General features: G+C 62.2%; 7 protein-coding genes. 3 read left to right on the top strand and 4 right to left on the bottom strand.

Annotation, left to right across the window (positions count from 1 at the left end; all coding sequences use genetic code 11):
- Positions 1–200: 200 nt before the first annotated feature.
- Together AAEZ03_RS03635 and AAEZ03_RS03630 are read right to left on the bottom strand one after the other, a co-directional pair.
- The gene (locus AAEZ03_RS03635; protein WP_278937982.1) at positions 201–1526 is read right to left on the bottom strand and encodes an ATP-binding protein; all 1326 of its coding nucleotides are present in this window, start codon (positions 1524–1526) and stop codon (positions 201–203) included.
- Complete coding sequence (locus AAEZ03_RS03630; protein ID WP_350576115.1) at positions 1523–2200, bottom strand: response regulator; 678 nt, start codon at positions 2198–2200, stop codon at positions 1523–1525. The genes AAEZ03_RS03635 and AAEZ03_RS03630 overlap by 4 nt, the downstream gene beginning before the upstream one ends.
- A gap of 188 nt (positions 2201–2388) precedes the next feature.
- On the opposite strand from AAEZ03_RS03630, the gene dsbD reads away from it, so the two are divergent.
- The 3 genes from dsbD to dsbG are packed head-to-tail and all read left to right on the top strand — an operon-like array spanning position 2389 to position 5756.
- Positions 2389–4131, top strand: coding sequence for a protein-disulfide reductase DsbD (gene dsbD, locus AAEZ03_RS03625; RefSeq protein WP_278937984.1), 1743 nt, complete (start codon positions 2389–2391; stop codon positions 4129–4131).
- The gene (locus AAEZ03_RS03620) at positions 4132–5004 is read left to right on the top strand and encodes a TlpA family protein disulfide reductase (protein ID WP_350576112.1); all 873 of its coding nucleotides are present in this window, start codon (positions 4132–4134) and stop codon (positions 5002–5004) included.
- Positions 4983–5756 (top strand): thiol:disulfide interchange protein DsbG, encoded by a 774-nt coding sequence (gene dsbG / locus AAEZ03_RS03615; RefSeq protein ID WP_350576109.1) that lies wholly within the window; start codon positions 4983–4985, stop codon positions 5754–5756. The genes AAEZ03_RS03620 and dsbG overlap by 22 nt, the downstream gene beginning before the upstream one ends.
- Positions 5757–5784: 28 nt before the next feature.
- On the opposite strand, the gene AAEZ03_RS03610 is transcribed toward dsbG, so the two are convergent.
- Positions 5785–6174 (bottom strand): GFA family protein, encoded by a 390-nt coding sequence (locus tag AAEZ03_RS03610; protein ID WP_350576106.1) that lies wholly within the window; start codon positions 6172–6174, stop codon positions 5785–5787.
- A gap of 156 nt (positions 6175–6330) precedes the next feature.
- A complete protein-coding gene (locus tag AAEZ03_RS03605) occupies positions 6331–19311 on the bottom strand; it encodes a non-ribosomal peptide synthetase (protein ID WP_350576103.1) in 12981 nt (4326 codons plus the stop codon).
- Positions 19312–19378: the final 67 nt, after the last annotated feature.

The raw sequence follows: 19378 nt of genomic DNA, 5'->3' as shown, positions 1-19378 counted from the left end.
TACGCCGATGAGATTGACCAAAACATTCCTGTTTTGAAAACGCATCAGCGTGGTGAGGATTTAGCCAAGCCCCGAAGTTTCCCGGTTTCTGTAGCCGCTGCCGCAGGCTGCGATAAGGGCCGAAGGACCTTCACCCCATAGAACAGGGCCGCTTCGCGCCCCATCGCAGCCTTCGGCAGCGGCTACAAGGATCGAGGTGTTCAAGCCGTCTGCAGCGGCATGCGCAGTTCAACCCGCAGGCCATCGGCCTGGCTGTCGAAATTCAGTTCGCCCGCACATCGTTCGACAATGGCCTGCACAATCGCCAGGCCCAAACCGCAACCGTTGCTGTTGCCGTTGCGCCAGAAACGTTGGGTCATGTGCTGCAAGGTCTCAGGCGCGAGGCCGGGGCCGTGGTCACGCACGACGAACACGACGTGGTTGCCCTCGGCATGCACCTTCAGTTGCACTTGGGTGTCCGCCGGGGTGTGGCGCAAGGCGTTGTCGAGCAGATTGCGCAAGGCGGCGATTGCCAGCACCGAAGGCACGTGCAGACGGGTGTCCGGCAGGTCGTCGGCCAGTTGCAAATGCACACGGTCCGCCGCGCCGCTGGCCGCGTCGTTGATGGCCAGACGCGCTACTTGTTCAGCCGAACACTCTACGCCGTCATCAAACGACAAGCTGCCTTCAACCCGCGCCAGCAGCAGTAACTGCTCAAGGGTCCGGTGCAAACGGTCTGCCCCGGCTTCGGCGTGGGCCAGGGACTGTTCGCGCGCCACGCCATCGGTCATGCGCGCCACTTGCAGGTGGGTTTTGATCGCCGTCAGCGGGCTGCGCAGTTCATGGGCGGCATCACCGGTCAGGCGCCGCTCACGTTCAATGGCTTTGGATATTCGCGCCAGCAACTGGTTCTGGGAGTCCAGCAACGGCTTTAATTCGCTGGGCAACGGGCTGATTTGCAGTGGTTGCAGCGAGTCGGCATCGCGGCGCATCAGGGCATCACGCATACGGTTGAGCGGCGCCAACCCCTGGCCGAGGCCCAGCCACAACAGCAGCAAGCACACGATCAAGGCCATGCCCACCGGCACCGAGGCGGCGAGCAGCACGGAAAGGTTCAGGGCTTCGCGCTCGACCTGGCGGTCGGCGGTGGTAATGCGCACATCGCCACGGTCGAGAGTGAACGTGCGCCAGGCGGCGCCATCAATGATCTGGTCATGAAAACCCGCCGATTCGGAGCGCATCGGCTGGTCCGGGTTGTTGTGGCTGCGGGCCAGCACCTCACCGCGCAACGAACTCACCTGGCACGCCATACCGCCCGGGATGGTCAGTTGTTCCGCACTGAAATGGGTGCCCTCGCCTTTCACCGGCAACTGCGGCAATTGCTCCAGCAGCCCCGCCACCATGCGCGCGGACGCCACCAGACGCTGGTCGAGGGAGAACATCATTTGCTGACGCAAATCACTGAGCATCCAGGCCGCCGCCAGCGCCCAGATCAATACAAACGCCGAGCCAATGGTCAGGCTCAAACGCAGACGCATGCTCATCATGGCTGCTCAGCACCGTCGGCAGTGCCCAGACGATACCCGAGGCCGCGCACGGTTTCGACGATACCTTTGCCCAGTTTGGAGCGCAGGTGATGGATATGAACGTTCAGGGCATTGCTCTCCAGTTCGTCACCAAAGCCGTAGATGCTGTCTTTGAGCTGCTCGGCCGACAACACGCGCCCACGGTTATGCAGCAAGGCTTGCAGCAGTGCCTGCTCACGTCGCGACAGGTCGACCGGCTGACCGCCCAGCAAGGTAATGCGGCTGCTCGGGTCATAGGTCAATTGCCCGTGTTCGATCAAATTGACGCTGCGCCCGGCCACTCGACGCAACAAGGTGTGCAGGCGGGCGGCCAGTTCACGCAGGTCAAAGGGCTTGAGCAAGTAGTCATCGGCCCCGGCTTGCAGGCCATCCACCCGGTCGGTGACCGAGTCACGGGCGGTCAGCACCAGCACGGGTAGTTCAAAGCCCTGCTGACGCAGTTGCTGCAACAGCTTGAGGCCGTCTTCGTCAGGCAAGCCCAGGTCAAGCACCATCACGTCAAACTCGGCGGCCTTGAGCATGGCTTTGGCTTTGCTGGCGGTGCCGACATGCTCAACCGTCAGCCCCTGCGCCGTCAGCCCGGCCACAATGCCGCTGGCAATCAGTTCATCATCTTCGCAAACCAATACGTGCATGCTCATACCCGCGTAAATAGACTGATTAGAAAATCATGGGATTAAGGGCGGATTATCCCGAGATCCGCCCTGTAAATGTAGTGCACCTGCTTTGTTTAAAGCGCTTGTCAGTTTCGCGACCCTATTAACACTCGGTTAATCATGTGTCGCCAAGGTGTTGCCTATTCATAAAGACCAAGGCTGGGCGTATGCACCGTTTGTTTATTTTTTTGTTTCTACTGCTGACGGGCTTCAGCCAGGCGCAAGCCAGTAATGATCCTTTTGCCCAGAAAGTCGACTTCTTGCCGGTGGCCAAGGCATTCGCCTTCAGCAGCGAAGTGTTGCCATCGGGCGAAACCCGGCTGAGCTGGCAGATTGCCAACAACTACTATTTGTACCAAAAGCGCTTCAAGTTCGACGGTCTGGACGCTGCGCACACTCCGGTCCTGCCCCAGGGCGAGGAGCACAATGACGAGTTTTTTGGTGCCAGCCAGGTCTATCGCAATCAGGTCGACGTGCTGATCCCTGCGGGAGCCAGCGGCCAGGTCAAAGTGAGCTGGCAAGGCTGCGCCGATGCCGGCCTGTGCTACCCGCCGCAAAGCCAGGTGGTGGATCTGGGCGGCGCGCAACCTGTCGCCGCTCAAGGCCAGGCCCAGGACCAGTCGCTGGCGGCCAGCTTGCAGCAGCGTTCGTTGGGCTGGAGCTTGTTGCTGTTCTTCGGCCTTGGCTTGTTGCTGGCCTTCACCCCGTGCTCATTGCCCATGCTGCCGATTCTGGCCGGGCTGGTGGTGGGCAGCGGTGCCAGCGCCGGGCGCGGTTTCGCCGTCGCCAGCAGTTACGTAGTGAGCATGGCGCTGGTGTATGCAGGCTTGGGCGTTTTGGCCGCCCTGCTGGGCGCCAACTTGCAGGCCCTGCTGCAACAACCCTGGTTGCTCGCAAGCTTTGCCGCCCTGTTCGTGGTGCTGGCGCTGCCGATGTTCGGCTTTTTTGAATTGCAGTTACCGGCCGCCTTGCGCGACCGCCTCGAGAACGCCGGCCGTGGCCGTAAAGGCGGCAGCCTGCTGGGTGCAGGCATCCTCGGCGCCTTGTCGGGTTTGCTGGTGGGCCCGTGCATGACCGCCCCGCTGGCAGGCGCCCTGCTGTACATCGCGCAGAGCGGCAATGCGGTTGAAGGTGGCCTCGTGCTGTTTGTGATGGGTGTCGGGATTGGCATGCCGCTGTTGTTGCTGGTGACGGTGGGCAGCCGCTTTTTGCCCAAGCCGGGCGCCTGGATGGATCTGACCAAAGGGCTGTTTGGCTTCCTGTTCCTCGCTACGGCCCTGCTGTTGCTGCGCCCGGTGGTCAGTGAAACCCTGTGGTTGGGGCTGTGGGGCGTATTGCTGATTATTTTTGCCAGCAGCCTGTGGCAACAAGCGCAGCACTTTGCCCGCGCCAAACCGCTGTTTAACCCCTTGAGCCTATTGGCCGGGATTTGGGGTGGTTTGATGCTGATAGGGGCCGCTGGTGGCGGCACCGACCTGGGGCAACCGTTGCAGGTGTACACCGCTAAAACCGTGATCGGCACTACGGTCAGCAATGACCACGGCGACTTCATTACTCTCAACGATCCGGCCAGCCTCGACCGTGAACTGGCCAGCGCCAAGGCCGAAGGGCAATGGGTGTTGCTCGACTATTACGCCGACTGGTGCGTTTCGTGCAAAGTCATGGAAAAACAGGTGTTCGCCAAACCTGAGGTGCAATCGGCTTTGCAAGGTGTGCGGCTGTTGCGTCTTGATGTGACCGCCGATAATGTCGCCAGCCGCGAATTGCTCAGCCGTTACCAGGTGCCCGGCCCGCCCAGTTTTGTCTGGATAGGTCCCAATGGGGTTGAGCGTCGTGGGCAGCGGATCACCGGCGAAGTCAACGCCGAGACTTTTTTGAACAATTGGAACGCCACTCGGGAAACCCCATAAATGCTCACCCTGACCATCGGTTCGTTTGCCTTGGCAATTAACCACCTGCTGCTGATCCTGGCACTCGCCCTGGCGACCCTGGTCGGTTGGCGGGTGGCCAAACGTGGCGGCGAGAACCCTGAGTCAGTGTTGTTTGCCCTGTTTTTGCTGGGCTTGCTCGTGGCGCGTATCGGTTTTGTGCTCGCTTTCTGGCCGCACTTCCAGATCAGCCCGTTGAAAATGCTCGATTTGCGTGACGGCGGGTTTATGGTCTGGCCCGGCCTGGTGGCCGTGGTGGCGGGTGCGGTGCTCTGGGGTTGGCGCCGTGCGGGCTTGCGCCGCCCATTAGCTTGGGGGTTGAGTACTGGCCTGACCTTCTGGATTTTGGCCAGCCTGTCTTCCAGCCTCTATGAGCAGGGTTCGCGCCTGCCTGAATTGACCTTGCGCACAGCCAATGGCGAATCAGTGCAACTGAGCAGTTACCAGGGCGGCCCGCTGGTCATCAACTTGTGGGCCACGTGGTGCCCGCCGTGCCGCCGGGAAATGCCGGTGCTGCAGAACGCGCAAAAACAGCATCAAGACGTGACGTTTTTATTCGTCAATCAGGGCGAAAGCATGCAGAGCGTCAGTACGTTCCTCGAAACCCAGGGTCTGAGCCTGAGCAACATCTTGTTCGACAGCAGCGGGCAACTGGCCCAGAAAGTCGGCTCCATGGCGCTGCCGACTACGCTCTTCTACAGCGCTGACGGGCGTTTGCTGCGCAGCCACTTGGGAGAACTGTCCGATGCCAGCCTGGCGCAGGCCATGCAAGGCTTTACCAAAGAACATTCAAAGTCGGCCCAACAGGTCGACCCTGCAAGGAATACGCAAACATGCTTAACCGCAAACTGTTAACCCTTAGCCTGACCTCTCTGTTTGGCGCTGCCCTGCTGCAGTCGCCTGTGCTGCAAGCTGAAGAACTGCCTCCAGCCATCAAGAAAATCGAAGCCAAGGGCGCGAAAATCGTCGGCAGCTTTGATGCGCCCAGCGGTTTGAAAGGCTATGCCGCGCAGTACCAGAACCGTGGCATGGCCTTGTACCTGACCGCTGACGGCAATGTGCTGGTCGGTAACCTGTATGACGCCGACGGCAAAGACCTGAGCCTGGCGCCGCTGCAAAAGCTGGTATATGCGCCGATGGCCAAAGAGGTCTGGGCCAACATGGAGAAGAGCAACTGGATCCAGGATGGTAAAAAGGATGCGCCGCGCATCGTTTACCTGTTCAGCGACCCGAACTGCCCGTATTGCAACATGTTCTGGGAACAGGCCCGCCCGTGGGTTGACTCCGGGAAAGTGCAATTGCGCCACATCATGGTGGGCATTATCCGCGAAGACAGCCCGGGCAAGTCTGCCGCCCTGCTGTCCGCCAAAGACCCACAGCAAGCCCTGCAGGCACACGAAAAAGCCGGCAAGGCCAGCACCCTCAAGGCCTTGAGCAAAATCCCGGCTGACGTTCAGGCCAAGCTCGACGCCAACGCCCAGCTCATGAACGACCTGGAACTGTCGGCAACCCCGGCAATTTTCTACCTGGACGACCAAGGCAACCTGCAACAGCAGCAAGGTGCGCCGTCGCCAGACAAGCTGGTGCAGATTTTGGGGCCCAAGTAACTATCGCAGCCTCGTACCTCGGCAGCGACTACGGGGTTAATGGCGTCAAACACCGCCAACGTGGTCGGATATCCTCGAACGAGTGGTACAACGGCGCCAGCTCGGCGTCGTTATTGTCATCAAAACAGCCAATCAGCAATGCAATCGTTGGCTCATCATCGATTGCGCCAATCGAACTTCCGCACGTTGGGCAAAAGGCCCTGCTGGAGTAATCCGAGGTTCTGAAGACCGAAGGAGCACCCCCGGCCCCTACCCACTTGACCCCTTCTTGCGCAAACTCCACCCACACGACGGTCGGTGAGCCTGTATGCCGCTGGCAGGTTTTGCATGAGCAGGTATGAGCATTTTCTGCAGGGCCCAAGGCTTCATAACGGATCGAGCCACAAACGCATCCGCCACTGTAATGAGTGTGTTCCATGCACAATTCCGTTGGCTTGCTGTCGAGATGCCAAGCGTAGCGAGAAGCGAACAACTTGCAACGTGCAGTTCACCCTGGAGCTGCCGCAGGCTGCGATCTGTTGATGGTTAAGATCAACAGATCGCGAGGCAAGCTCGGCCCCTACAGGGGGTGCGGTTACAGCCCTTCGAGTTCGGCCATCAGGTCGCTCAGGCGATCGACTTTTTCCTCGTTTATTTCGCTGCTTTCCAGCCCTTCGATGTACACCGCCAACTCGGCCACGCAACTGCATTCAAACATCGCCCGTAACGGCACGTTGCGTTGCAGTACTTTCTGTACCCGCGAGGCGATTTGTGTCGCCAGCAAGGAGTGGCCCCCCAGCTCGAAGAAGTTGTCGTTGACCCCTACCCGCTCGACGCCCAGGACTTCACGCCAGATGCCCGCCAAGGTGTGTTCCAGCTCAGTGCGTGGCGCCAGGTAGTCCTCACGCTGCAACTGGCCGATGTCTACCGCCGGCAGCGCCTTGCGGTCGAGTTTGCCGTTGGCGTTGAGGGGCAGTCGCTCCATCCACAGCCAATGCAGCGGCACCATGTAGTCCGGCAGTTCAGCGCGCAGGCGCTGTTTGATCCGGTCCAGCCGCTCGCTCAGGCCGAGGGCTGCTTGAGCGGCCACCAGATAGCCGACCAGGTATTTGCCATTGGGCCCTTCCTGCACACTGACCGCCGCGTCACGCAGCTCAGGTTGCTCGTGCAGGCGCGCTTCGATTTCGCCCAGTTCGATCCGATAACCGCGAATTTTCACTTGATGGTCGATGCGCCCGACGTACTCCAGCACCCCGTCGCTGCGCCGCCGCGCTAGGTCGCCGGTGCGGTACAAACGCTCACCCGGAGCGCCGAACGGGTTCGGCACAAAGGCCAGCGCAGTGCGCAGCGGGTCGCTGACATAACCCCGGCCCACGCCAGTGCCTGCCACGCACAACTCACCCACCGCGCCGAGTGCGACCAGTTGCAGCGCGTCGTCGAGCAGGTACAGACGGTTGTTGTCGGTCGGCGTGCCAATCGGCAAGTAGCTGCCTTGAATCGCCCCATGATCAACGCGGAAGAACGCCACGTCATCCGAACATTCGGCCGGGCCATAAGCATTGACCAGGCCAATCTCGGGGTAACGCAACAGCCATTGCTGCGCCAGTTCTGGCGGCATGGCCTCGCCGGTGGGCAGCATCCAGCGCAAGCCGTTCAGTGCAACAGGGGCCTCGGCCAGCATGCCTTGAATCAGCGACGGCACGCTTTCCAGCACGCTGATGCCTTGGGCATTGACCTGCGCCAGCAAGGCTTGCGGGTCGTGGGCGATGGTGTTCGGCACAATCTCGACCCGCGCACCGAACAAGGGTGCTGCGAGGAACTGCCACACCGAAATATCGAAGCTTTGCGAGGCAGTCTGCGCGATCACATCATCCTCGTTCAGTTGCAGGTACGGCACTTTGCTCAACTGGTTGTTGAGCATGCCGCGTTGCTCGACCATCACGCCTTTGGGCAACCCGGTGGAACCCGAGGTGTAGATGACGTAGGCGAGGTTGTCCGGGCCGCTGTAGACCTGCGGGTTGTGATCCGCCCACGTCCCGGCTTGCACGTCTTCCCATACCAGTAACCGTGGACGCACGGCGCAACCTGACTCATCGAGCAAGGCTTGCGCCTGCTCGCGACAGGCCTGGGTGCAGACCAGCACAGGCGTGCGGCTCAATTCCAAAATGCGGCTCAGACGCGGCCCCGGCAGCGCCGGATCCAGCGGCAAATAGCCCGCCCCGGCCTTGAAGCTGCCAATGATCATGCCCAGCATATCCAGCCCGCGCTCCGCCAGCAGCGCCACCGCCTGATCCATACGCACACCGCCTGCGATCAAGGCATGGCCCAGGCGGTTACTGCGCTGGTTCAGCTCGTGGTAACTCCACTGCTGCTCCAGACAACCGGCCGCGATGCGCTGCGGATGCGCTGCCACCTGGGCTTCAAACAGTTCGGCATAGCTGTGCTGCAACGGGTACTCGCGCTGGCTTTGGTTGCAGCCTTCGATGAGGAACTGCTGCTCGGCCTCGCCCAGCAAGGGCACGTCGGCCATGTCGCCATTGACGCCGTCCATCAAAGCCAACAACAAGCGCTTGAACTCACTGAGCAGGCGCTCAACGCTGCTGCGCTCAAAAAAGCGCTGGTCGTAAGACAGGTGCAAGCCCAGGTCATCGCCGGGGTAGCACACGGCGGTGAGCGGGAAGTTGGTGTGGGTGCGGCCCGAATCTGAGGTGGCATTCAGGCTCTGGGCCCGGTCCAGCACCGACATATCGACCGGCGCGTTCTCGAACACAAACAGGCTGTCGAACAGCGGCTGGCCTTTGGGCAGTTCACTGCGCTCCTGAATCGTCACCAGCGGCAAGTACTCGTACTCGCGCAACTCCATATTGTGCTCCAGCAAGGCGCTCAACCATTGCCGAACGCTCAGCACCCGACCGTCTTCAGGCATCTGTACGCGCAGGGCCACACTGTTGATAAACAGCCCGACCGTCTGCTGCATCTGCGGCAGTTGCACCGGGCGCCCGGCCACGGTAACGCCAAACACCACGTCGCGCTCACCGCTAAAGCGCCGCAGCACCAACGCCCATGCCGCCTGGGCAAAGGTGTTGATGGTCAATTGGTGCTGCTGCGCCAGCTCACGCAACCGCACGCCATCTTTGACCTCAAGCCGGGTGTAACAATCGCCCACCAGCATGCCGCCGCTATCGCCCGCATGTTCGCGCAGCAAAGGCCGGTCGGTGGGGATGTAAGTGGTCCGTTCAAAGCCTTGCAGGTTGCGTTGCCACCAGGCATTGGCCTGCTGCAGGTCTTGCTGTTGTAGCCAGTTGATGTACTCGCGATAACGCGGCGGCGTGGCCAGTTGTGGGGCGCGACCTTCGCCCAGCGCGCTGTAAATTTCAAAAAAGTCGCTCATCAGCAGCGAGCGGCACCAGGCATCGATGAGGATGTGGTGATTGCTCATCATGAACCAGTAACGCGCCTCACCCACACGGATCAGGCGCAGGTGGAACGGCGCCTGATTGAGCAGATCAAAACCGGCTTCGCGCTCGCGCTTGAGCAGCGCCTGCAGACGCTCTTCATGGCTCTCTTGTGGCTCGCGGCTCCAGTCGAGGTAGTCGACTTCAGTGTTGCCGGGGCGATGGATGATTTGCAGCATGCCTTCGCCCGCGTTCCAACAGAACGACGCGCGCAAGGCCTCATGCCGCGCCACCACCGCCTGCCAGGCCTGGGCGAAACGTTGCGGGTCTAGGGCGCTGTCAATCCGGTAGCGGTCCTGCATGTAGTACAGCCCGGTGCCCGGTTCGAGCAAGGTGTGCAGCAACATGCCCTCTTGCATCGGGGTCATGGGGTACACATCTTCAATCAGGCCTGCCGCCACCGGCAAGCTGTCGAGTTGTGCCTGGGTGAGTTTGGCCAGCGGGAAGTCCGATGGCGTCAACCCGCCCGCATCGCTGCTCAGGCAGTGGGCAATCAGGCTTTCAAGCTCCGCGAGGTAGTCCCGGGCCAGCGTTTCAATGGCTAGGGGCTGATAGCGCTCGGCGCTGAAAGCCCAACGCAAAACCAACTCGCCGCCATACACCTGGCTGTCGATGCTCAACTCGTTGGGTAACGGCGCCTGCGGGTCGTGGGCTGCGCCGGTCGGCTCGTCCAGCGGGTGGAACAGCGCATCGCTGGCAAAACTCTGGTCAAACTGGCCAAGGTAGTTAAAGGTGATCGGCGCCTCGGGCAACGCGGCCAGGGCTTGCCCCCTGGCCGGGTCGCTCAGGTAGCGCAATACGCCGTAACCCAGGCCTTTGTGCGGTATGTGTCGCAATTGCTCCTTGATAGCCTTTATCGAAGCGCCCTGCCCCAGGTGGCTGCTCGGCGTCAGTCGCAGCGGATAAGCGCTGGTGAACCAGCCCACGGTGCGGCTCAAGTCGATGTCATCGAACAGGGTTTCGCGGCCGTGACCTTCAAGTTGCACCAGGGTCGATGGCTGGCCGGTCCAGCGGCAGATCACCCGCGCCAGCGCGGTCAGCAGCACATCGTTGATCTGCGTGCGATAGGCGCTGGGCACCTGTTGCAGCAGTTGCCGGGTGCGCGTCTCGTCGAGCCGCACACTGAGCGTTTGCCCGTGCAGATGTTGCCGCCCGCCATGGTGGTTAACGCCCGGTAGCTCCACCGCTGGCCCCTTGAGGTGCTCTTGCCACACACCCAGCTCTTCACGCAGCGAATCACTGCTGGCATAAGCGTGCAAACGATTGGTCCACGCCCTGAATGCGCTGGTTTTCGCGGGCAGTGGCTGCTGGCGATACAGCGCCTGCAAGTCTTCCAGCAAGACCCGCCAGGACACCCCGTCGACGGCCAGATGGTGGACCGCCAGCAACAGGCGTTGCTCCCCGTGCGGGCCATCGACGAGTACCGCGCGCAGCAGAGGCCCTGCGTGCAGATCGAGGCTGCGTTGCGCGTCGTTAAACAGCCCGGCGCAGTCTTGCAGGTCCGCCACGCTGGCTTGCCACAGCAACGGTTGCTGTGCAGCGCCCAGGTACTGCGCCTGCCATTGCCCGTTGCGCTGCTCAAAGCTCAGGCGCAAGGCGTCGTGATGCATCACCAGGGCCAGCAGCGCCCGCTCCAGCAAGGCGGGCTCAAGAGGTTCGGCAGGTTGCAACAGCACGCACTGGTTCCAGTGCCCGCGTTGCGGCATGTCGGTATCAAAGAACCACTGCTGAATCGGTGTCAGTGCCGATTCGCCAGTGACTACGCCCTGTTCAGCGGTCACTTGCTCGGTCTGGGTCGCAACGCTCGCCAGCGCTTGTACTGTTTGATGCTGGAACAGGTCACGGGGGCTGAAGTGAATCCCCAATTGCCGGGCGCGGCTGACCACTTGAATCGACAGGATCGAGTCGCCGCCCAGCTCGAAAAAGTTGTCATTAAGACCGACATGTTCAAGGTTCAGCACCTCGCCCCACACCTTGGCCAAACTGGCTTGCAGTGCATTGCGCGGGGCCACGTAGAGTTGGCGATTGAGCTCAACATCGGGCGCTGGCAAGGCGCGGCGGTCGAGCTTGCCGTTGGCGGTCAACGGCATGCTGTCCAGCAGCATCAAGTGCGCGGGCACCATGTAATCCGGCAGTTGCGCCTTGAGCCGGGCCTTGAGTGCTTCGCGCAACGCCCCCGCCTCAGCCTGTTCATCACACACCAGCCAGGCCGCCAGTTGCTTGCCACCTGGCATGTCCAGCGCCAGCACCACGGCTTCACGTACCGCCGGATGCCCGAGCAAGTGGCTTTCGATCTCGCCCAGTTCGATGCGGAAACCCCGGATTTTGACCTGATGATCGACCCGCCCCAGGTATTCCACCAGACCGTCAGTGCGTTGGCGCACCAAGTCGCCGGTGCGGTACAAGCGTCCGCCATTACTCGCAAACGGGTCTGCCACAAAGCGTTCGGCCGTCAGCCCCGAACGCTTATGATAACCCTGCGCCAGCCCGGCGCCGCCGATGTACAGTTCGCCGGTGGCGCCTTGGGGGACCAGCGCCAGATGGCTGTCGAGAATGTAGGCTACCCGCGCACCGATGACCTCACCGATTGGCACACTGGCGGCACCATCGGCCAGCTGTTCCGGTGCCAGGCTGGCCAGCGGCATGACCACGGTTTCGGTCGGGCCGTAGGCATTGAAAAACACGCTGGGCTGGAAGGCCGAACGGATGCGCTGCAAGTGCTCGCCGGTCAGTGCTTCGCCGCCGGTGATGCACATGCGCACCGGCAATGTCTGCCCGCGGCTGGCCAACCACTGGGCCAATTGGCTGCCGTAGCTGGGGGTGAAGCCCAGAATACTGACCTGTTGCTCACGGATCAGTTGGCAGATCGCTTCGGCGTCCCACTGCCCTTGCGCCCTCAGCACCAGCCGCGCACCACTGAGCAGCGGCACCAGTAAACGCTCGGTGGCAGCGTCGAAGTTAATCGAATAAAAGTGCAGTTCACAGTCATCCGCACGCATGCCAAACCGTTCAATCACCGCCTGACAATGCATGGCGATCTCGCCGTGGGACACCACCACGCCTTTGGGCTGGCCGGTGGAGCCCGAGGTATAGATTAAATACGCCTGATGCTGTGGCAAATTGATAAACGGCAGTGCGCTGGACGGGTACGCGGCCAGTTGCGGGCCGTCGTCTTCGAGACTCCAGCGCACGACGCTTGAGGGCAATTCACCCAGCGCGGCAAACAGGCTGCGATGGCTCAACAACACGCTGATGCCGCTATCCTCGATCATGTACTGCAAGCGTTCCAGCGGGTATTCCGGGTCGAGCGGCACGTAGGCGCCGCCCGCCTTGAGGATCGCCAGCAGGCCGACGACCATGTCCAGCGAACGTTCCAGTGCCAGCCCCACTCGCACCTGCGGGCCTACGCCCAGCTCGCGCAGCTTCCAGGCCAGTTGATTGGCGCGGCCTTCAAGTTCGGCGTAGCTCACGTGTTGGCCGGCGAAGGTCAAGGCGATGGCCTCAGGGCGCGTACTGGCTTGCTCCGCAAACAGAACATGCACGCAGTGATCGAGATGCTGCTCACCCACCATAGGTGCCAGCCCATCCAGCAAGCGCTGTTGTTCAGCGCCATCCAACAGCGGCAACTCGCTCAGCCGTTGTTGCGGATCGGCCAGTAGCGCGTGTAGCAGATTGCGCCAGTGCTCGGCCATGCTGGCGATGCGCGGCTCATCAAACAAATCAGTGCTGTAGGTCAGGCAGCAGCCCAAACGGTGGTCGAGGTCAGTGACTTCCAGGTTGAGGTCGAACTTGGTCGCCCGCGCATCGTTGGGCAAAAACTCCACTGTCATGCCTGCCAGTGTCCGGCTTTGCTGGAACTCCCAGCGCTGTACGTTGCACATCACTTGAAACAGCGGGTTGTAAGCGGCGCTGCGCGGGGGTTGCAGGGCTTCGACCAGATGATCGAAGGGCAAGTCCTGATGCGACTGGCCTTCGATAACGGTCTGGCGCACCTGCTCCAGCAGTTCAGCCACGCGCATGTGGCCATCCAGTTCGCAGCGCAGTACCTGGGTGTTAAGAAAAGCCCCGATCAGCCCTTCGCTTTCCGGGCGGATGCGGTTGGCCACCGGCGCGCCGATGCGCAGGTCGGTCTGGCCGCTGTAGCGGTAGAGCAGCAGCGCCAGGGTGGCGGTCATGGTCATGAACAGGGTCAGGCCGTGTTCGGCATTGAACCCTCGCAGTTTTGCGGCCAACTCATCGCTGAGGTCAAAGCGGTACAACCCGCCCTGATGGCTCTGCACCGCAGGCCGAGGCCGGTCGCCGGGCAGTTCAAGCAACGGATGCTCGGTGCCGAGTTTGGCGGTCCAGTAATCGAGTTGGCGCTGACGCTCGCCCGACTCCAGCCACTGGCGCTGCCACACGCTGTAGTCGAGGTATTGCACGGCCAGCGGCAGCAACGGCGAGGCGCGATCATCCACAAACGCTTCGTACAACTCGCCCAGTTCGCGGGCAAAAATATCCATCGCCCAGCCTTCAGTGACGATGTGATGCAAGGTCAGGACAAAGTAGTGCTCGCGGGCGGCGGCCTTGACCATATGGGCGCTCAGTAACGGCCCGCGCTCCAGATCAAACGGCTGATGCGCCTCGCTGTCGGCCAGGGCCTGCAAACGCTGCTCACGGGCAGCGCCGTCAAGGGCGCTCAGGTCCAGCCAGCCCAGGCTCAGGCGCGTGTCGCGATGCACCTGCTGGTAAGGCACGCCATTGACGCTGGGGAACGTGGTGCGCAGGGTTTCGTGGCGCAGCAGCAAAGCCTGCAATGCCGCCTCGAAGCGCTCGACGTCCAGCAACCCGGTCAAACGCGCCATGCCGCCGACGTTGTAGGCCGGGCTGTCGGGCTCCATATGCCAGAGAAACCACATGCGCTGCTGAGAGTACGACAGCGCCACCGGCTGGCTGCGATCCGCCAACTGAATCGGCCGTTGCGTGTTGCGCTGGCCGCAGGCCTGGATTTGCGCAACCTGCTCGACAAATGCGCCCAGCTCACTGGCTTCAAACAGGATTCGCAAGGCCAGTTCAACGTCACAAGCCTGACGCACCCGGGCAACGATTTGTGTAGCCAGCAGCGAGTGCCCGCCCAGGGCGAAGAAGTCGTCATTGAGGCCAATTCGGGCCTGCCCCAGCACTTCGCGCCAGATTGCGGCGATGCGTTGTTGCAGTTCAGTCTGAGGCTCGACGTGCTCGCGCACGTGCCACACCGGCTCCGGCAACGCCCGGCGATCCAGCTTGCCACTCGGGCTCAGGGGCATGAGCTCAAGGCGCAACAACTGCGCGGGGACCATATAATCCGGCAGCTCGGCGGCCAGTGCGGCTTTGAGTTGCGCGCTGTGCTCGGCCTCGGGCAGCGCCCCGTCGAGCGCCGTGTAGTAACCGATCAGTTGCGGCCCGGCCTGGGTGTCGCGAATCAATACCGCCGCCTGCGCCACCTCAGGCTGGGCCAGCAAGCGCGCTTCGATCTCTTGCGGCTCGACGCGAAAACCGCGCAGTTTGACTTGCTGATCCAGACGCCCGAGGTAGTCGAGGGCGCCATCGCGGTTCCAGCGCACCTGATCACCGGTGCGGTACAGCCGCGCCCCCGGCTCGCCCAGCGGGTCAGCAATGAAGCGCTCAGCCGTCAGCCCCGGACGCTCCAGATACCCCCGCGCCATACCAATGCCGCCGATGCACAATTCCCCCGGCACACCCACCGGCAGCGGGTTCAATTCGCTATCGAGCACCCGGCACACCACGTTGCCCAAGGGTCGGCCGATGGGCGAGCGCTCGCCGTCATCGTGAGCACACTGCCAGTGGGTGACATTGATCGCGGTCTCCGTCGGGCCGTAACGGTTATGCAGTTGCACGGCGGGTAATTGTTGCAGCACGTGATTGCGCAGTTCAGCGGGCAAGGCTTCGCCGCCACTGAAAAGCCGACGCAACGTGCGGCACTGCAAGGCCTGCGGTTCATCGACAAACAGACGCAACAACGGCGGCACAAAGTGCAACGTGGTCACCCCGAACTGCTGCACCAACTGCGCGATGCGCTGCGGGTCGCGGTGCTCTCCCGGCCCGGCCAGCACCAGACGGCAACCGGTAATCAACGGCCAGAAGCACTCCCACACTGACACATCAAAACTGATCGGGGCCTTTTGCATCAGCACATCGTCGGCGCCCAGGCTGTAGGTGGCTTGCATCCACTGCAAACGCTCACTGAGGGCTGCATGGGTGTTGCCGACGCCTTTGGGCTGGCCGGTCGAGCCCGAGGTGTAAATCACGTAGGCCAGGTTGTCGCCATGCAGGTGCAGCCCCGGCGCATGGGCGGACCAGCTGTCGAGATTGAGGCCGTCCATGGCGATCACACTGAGGGCCTCGACACTCGGCAAGCGCGGCAGCAGATGGCTTTGAGTCAGCAACAGTGCCGCACCGCAATCCTGCAGCATGTAGGCCAGACGCTCGGGCGGGTAGTCCGGGTCGAGCGGCACATAGGCGCCGCCCGCCTTGAGAATCGCCAGCAGGCCGATCAGCAGTTGCGGCGAACGTTCAGCGGCAATCGCCACCGGCACATCCGGGCCCACGCCCTTGTCACGCAAGTAGTTGGCCAGGCGGTTGGCGTGCCCATGCAGATGGGCGTAATCGAGGCTGCCGCCGTCCCACAACAGGGCGATGTGGTCCGGGGTGAGCTGCGCTTGCTGTTCAAGCTGCTGTGGCAGCCATTGCTGCGCGGGAGCACACGGCGCTTCGCTCCAGCACGCCTGTTCAAGCAACTGCTGCGGGCTGAGCAGGTGCAGGTCAGCCAGGGCCTTATGGCTGTCGGCGCAAACTTGGCGCAAAAGGCTGACAAAATGCTCGGCCAGTTGCGCAATGGTGCTGGCCTCAAATCGCTCATCGGCGTAGTCGAACGACAGTTTCAGGCGGCCCTGGCGGTCTTCTTCGCTGTGCAACTGCAAGTCGAATTTGGCTTCGCGGCTGTGCCATTCCAGCTCTTCGGCGAGCAAGCCCGGCAAACGCCGCAAAGCACTCAGGTCGCGTTGCTGATGATTGAACAACACCTGGAACAGGCCGTGTTCGCGGGCCTGCGGGAAGGCTTCCAGCAGTTGCTCAAAGGGCAGGTCCTGATGCGCTTGGGCATCCAGCGTGGCAAGACGGGTTTGCTGGAGCAATTGGGCAAACGGCAGGCGCCCGTCCAGTTGCGCACGCAGCACCAGGGTATTGATAAAAAAGCCGATCAGGCCATGGGTTTCCTGACGCGGGCGGTTAGCGCTTGGCACGCCAATGCGGATATCGCGCTGGCCGGTATAGCGATACAACAAGGTCTGGAACGTCGCCAACAGCAGCATAAATGGCGTGCTGTCATGGGCCTTTGCTGTCTCACGCAAGGCCTCGGCAAGCGGTGCGTCCAGGCGCACGCTGTGGCGCGACGCGCTGTGTTGCTGCGCGGCCGAACGCGGGTAATCGGTGGCCAGTTGCAAGGTCGGCTGCTCGTCGCCCAGCTGTTGTTTCCAGTAACGGAGCTGGCGCTCGGCTTCGCCCTGGGCCAGCCATTGGCGCTGCCAACTGCCGTAGTCGGCGTAGTGCAAAGCCAGCGGCGCCAGCGCTAACGGTTGCTCCAGGCAGGCCGCCGCATACAGGCGCGAGAACTCGTCGATGAGCAGGTTGAGCGACCAGCCGTCCGCGATGATGTGGTGCAAGGTCAGCAGCAGTTGGTGCTCTTCATCATCGAGCTTGACCAAGGTGACCCAGAACAGCGGGCCGTTGCTCAGGTCAAACTGGGTGCGGGCTTCGTCTTCGCGGATCTGCTGCGCACGCGCTTCTCGCTCGGCGGCGGGCAAGTCGCTGATGTCGATAACTTGCAGGTCAAAATCCGCGGCGGCCTCAACCCGCTGCCAGGCTTGGCCATCGCGCTCATAAAAGCGCGTGCGCAGGGCTTCGTGGCGTTCGACCAAGTGCGCGAAGCTGCTGCACAGCGCGGTTTCGTTCAGCTCGCCGCGCAAGCGCAAGGCGCCGGGAATGGTGTAGGCGCTGCTCTGCGGATCAAGTTGCCACATAAACCACAAACGGTTTTGCGCCAGCGATTGTGGCAGCGCCTCATCGCGGCTCAAGCCGACGATGCTGCCTTGGGCCAGACCGCCATCCTGCTGCAACGCCGCGACCCGAGCCGTGAATGCGCTCAAGGTCGGGGCCTCGAACAACAGGCGCAGGTTGAGTTCCAGTTTCAGTTCTTCACGCAGGCGGGCGATGGTTTGCGTGGCCAGAATTGAGTTACCGCCCAACAGGAAGAAATGATCATCAGCGGCCACTTGCTCGACCTGCAAATGCTCGCACCAGATCCACGCAATCAGCGCCTCCAACTGATGGGCTGGCTGCGCCGGGACATGGTTGACCGGCTGAGCGTCGTCACACGGGAACTGCGCGTAGCTGTCGAGGCTGCCGTCGGCCAGACGGCTGCGGCAGGCCGAGCGTTGCAGTTTGCCGCTGGAGGTTTTTGGCAGCGCCCCCGGATTGAGCAGCACGACCACGCTCGGTGCTTGTTGGCAGGCTTCGGCCACGGCCTGGCGAATGGCCGTGATCAGGGCGTTGGCGGGCATGATTTTTTGCACGCTGCGGCTGATTTCGGCGGCAATGCCGATCCCCTCCTCGCCTTTGACATTGACCGCGAACGCCGCCACACGGCCTTTGCGCACCACTTCGACTTCACGCTCGAGGGTGGCTTCGATGTCTTGCGGGTAGAGGTTATGGCCGCGCACGATCAGCAGGTCTTTCAAGCGTCCGGTGATGTACAGCTGGCCTTCATGGATAAAACCCAGGTCGCCGGTGCGCAGCCATGTGGCGCCCTGATGTGCAACAAACGTTTGAGCGCTGGCGTGCGGGTTGCGCCAGTAGCCGTGGGCGATGCTCGGCCCGCAGGCCCAGACTTCACCGACACGGTTATCCGCCAAGGGCTCGAACGAGTGCGGGTCGACGATTTGCACCACATGTTGCGGCTGCTGAGTGCCGCAGCTCATCACCGCGCTGCCGTCGCCCGGCACGATGCGGTTGTTGGCCAGCTCCACCTCATTCAGGTTCAGGCCCGGAATGCCCTGCCCGCGCTGCCCGCCTGCGACAAACAAGGTGGCTTCGGCCAGGCCATAGGAGGCGAAATAGCTGGCAGAGTCAAAACCGCACAGAGCAAATTTTTCGGCGAAACGTACCAGGGTGTCCTGGCGGATCGGCTCAGAGCCTGAATAGGCCACGCGCCAACGGCTTAAATCCAGCCCGGCCAAAGCGCTTTCGCTGACTCGCTCGCTGCACAGCCGATAGGCAAAATCCGGCCCGCCGCTGATGGTCCCGCCGTATTCGCTGATGGCTTCGAGCCAACGCAGCGGGCGGGTCAAAAAGTACGCGGGCGACATCAGGATGCACGGCACACCGCTGAAAATCGGTTGCAGCAGGCCGCCGATCAAGCCCATGTCGTGGTACAGCGGCAACCAGCTGACAATCACGTCGTCGGGGTTGAGGTCGATGCCAAATCCACGGCGAATCAGCAACTCGTTAGCCACCAGATTGCCGTGGGTGACTTGCACGCCCTTGGGCATGGCGGTGGAGCCTGAGGTGTATTGCAAAAAGGCGATGTCATCGGCCTGCAACGCCACCGGCTGCCAGCCTTGCGCCAGGCTCGGTTCTAGGCTGTCGACGCACAGCAACGCGGGCGCCTCGGCACGGCTGAGTTCGGGCAGGGCCAGCAAGGACTCGCGCAAATGGCTGCTGGTCAGCAGCACGCGCGGTTCGGCGTCGCTCAGGATCGACAGCAAACGCTCCTGATGATGGCGGCGCGACGACTCCGGCGGATACGCCGGAACGGCGATCACTCCGGCATACAGGCAGGCAAAAAATGCCGCGACGTAGTCCGGGCCGCTGGGCAACAGCAAGACCGCGCGATCACCCACCGCTGCATTGGCCTGCAAGGCTGCGGCAAAGGTCCGCGCACGTAAATCCAGGTCAGCATAGGTCAGCACCTGGCTGGCACTCTGGTCATCGCCCAAAAAGCGTAATGCCAGTCGATCCGGGGTCTGGGCTGCACGTTGTTGCAGGGCTTGGGCCAAGGTGCCAGGGAGTTCGAACGCGTCCATCATGGGATTTCCTGCCTGAAGTCGGCTTTGCATAAATTCGGTGTGTTTGAGAGACGAGAAAGCACGGCGC

Origin of the sequence: Pseudomonas sp. HY2-MNA-CIBAN-0224 (assembly GCF_040310285.1) — a bacterium.
Taxonomy (GTDB): domain Bacteria; phylum Pseudomonadota; class Gammaproteobacteria; order Pseudomonadales; family Pseudomonadaceae; genus Aquipseudomonas; species Aquipseudomonas helleri.
Note: the sequence above shows the minus strand (reverse complement) of the source record. Positions and strands in the feature narration are given on the sequence as shown.

What these genes read in the sequence shown, in the direction of transcription:
- AAEZ03_RS03635 (WP_278937982.1), bottom strand. Translation starts at nt 1,526, where the DNA reads ATGATGAGCATGCGTCTGCGTTTGAGCCTGACCATTGGCTCGGCGTTT.
- AAEZ03_RS03630 (WP_350576115.1), bottom strand. Translation starts at nt 2,200, where the DNA reads ATGCACGTATTGGTTTGCGAAGATGATGAACTGATTGCCAGCGGCATT.
- dsbD (WP_278937984.1), top strand. Translation starts at nt 2,389, where the DNA reads ATGCACCGTTTGTTTATTTTTTTGTTTCTACTGCTGACGGGCTTCAGC.
- AAEZ03_RS03620 (WP_350576112.1), top strand. Translation starts at nt 4,132, where the DNA reads ATGCTCACCCTGACCATCGGTTCGTTTGCCTTGGCAATTAACCACCTG.
- dsbG (WP_350576109.1), top strand. Translation starts at nt 4,983, where the DNA reads ATGCTTAACCGCAAACTGTTAACCCTTAGCCTGACCTCTCTGTTTGGC.
- AAEZ03_RS03610 (WP_350576106.1), bottom strand. Translation starts at nt 6,174, where the DNA reads ATGGAACACACTCATTACAGTGGCGGATGCGTTTGTGGCTCGATCCGT.
- AAEZ03_RS03605 (WP_350576103.1), bottom strand. Translation starts at nt 19,311, where the DNA reads ATGATGGACGCGTTCGAACTCCCTGGCACCTTGGCCCAAGCCCTGCAA.